The organism is Arenimonas malthae CC-JY-1 (assembly GCF_000747075.1).
Classification (GTDB): domain Bacteria; phylum Pseudomonadota; class Gammaproteobacteria; order Xanthomonadales; family Xanthomonadaceae; genus Arenimonas; species Arenimonas malthae.
Map to the genome: position 1 here is coordinate 1 of NZ_AVCH01000101.1, position 1,199 is coordinate 1,199.

A 1,199-nucleotide genomic window follows, 5' to 3' on the forward strand; every position below is an offset into this window, starting at 1 on the left:
TGCCGAAGTAGCGGCCGAGCTTGGCGTCCACCGAGGCCAGGTTCAGGCCGTTCCAGCGGAAGGCCTGGCTGAGCAGGGGCGCGCGGCAGTCCTCGTCGCCCGGCGCGCAGGGCGCGGTGGCGATGCGCACGATCTCGCGCTCCAGGCCTTCGTGGATGAGCGGCTGCGCGCGCAGTTGCGCCAGTTCGCGCATTTCCGCGGCCTTGGCCAGCTCCTCGCCGAACTCGAAGCGGAAGTCGCCGCCATCGCCCGAAAACACCATGACGCGGCTGATGTCGCGCGCGGTCACGGTGGTTTCGGCGGCCTTGCCCTCGCGGCGGTAGCCCACGCGCACCTTCTGGTCCTTCGACAGGTTGCCCAGCAGCCCGCGCGCCTGCTCCACGGCGCCATCGCCCTGGGCAGTAATGGCCTTGCCGTCGATGCCGGTCACCACGTCGCCGCTGCGCAGGCCGGCCTGGGCGGCGGGGCCGTCGGGCGTGACGGCGGCGATGCGTACGCCGGGCGCGCCGGGGTTCGGGCTCATCACGATGCCCAGGCCGGGGCGGTGGGCGGTTTCGCGCAGGCGCTGCACTTCGATGCGGCGGTCGTTGATGCCGAGCTCGCGGCTGATCTCGGCGACGCGGCGGGCGCTCTTCGCCAGCTCGGCGCGGGCGCGTTCGAGTTCGGCGCGCTGGGCGGCTTCGTCGGCTTTCGGCGTGGCCGTGGGCGCGGTGGCCTGGCCGTGGGCGGCCGTCGCCAGCGCGGCGGCGACCATCAGGGAAACAAGGCGGAGTTTCATCGGGATTCCTCGGTGGGGGAGGGTCAGAAAGTGGCGACCAGGGCGCCGTCGTAATGGCCGCCCTGCACGGCGACCCACTGCGCGGTGCCCTGCAGGGCGGCGTAATCGCGCAGCACGGCCACGCGCTGGCGCCAGAGCGCCGCGCGCCGTTCTTCGTCGGCTTCGGGCGAAGCCAGCGCGGCGTCGAGTTCGCGCAGGCGGTCTTCGAATTCCAGGCTCAGCAGCAGGGCGCTGGCCGAGCCCAGCTCGTTGTCCGACAGCGTGGCCAGCATGGCTTCGAGCTGGGCGGATTCGGCCATCAGCGCTTCGATGTTGGCCGCGCCGGCGGGCGGCAGCGTGGCGGCGGTGCCGTCGTCGCCGGCGGGCAGGGTGGGTTCGCGCGGCAGCACCAAGGCCAGCGCCAGCACGGCGGCCGCGGCGG

The 1,199-nt window shown here is 73.6% G+C and carries 1 protein-coding gene and 1 pseudogene; both read right to left on the reverse strand.

Translation table 11 applies throughout. The features are described 5' to 3' along the window. A partial coding sequence (locus tag N790_RS05170; protein WP_156969941.1) for a PDZ domain-containing protein occupies nucleotides 1-778 on the reverse strand: 778 nt, incomplete at its 3' end. Nucleotides 779-801: 23 nt separating this feature from the next. Continuing rightward, nucleotides 802-1,199: pseudogene (locus N790_RS16315) on the reverse strand (hypothetical protein); the annotation flags it as partial.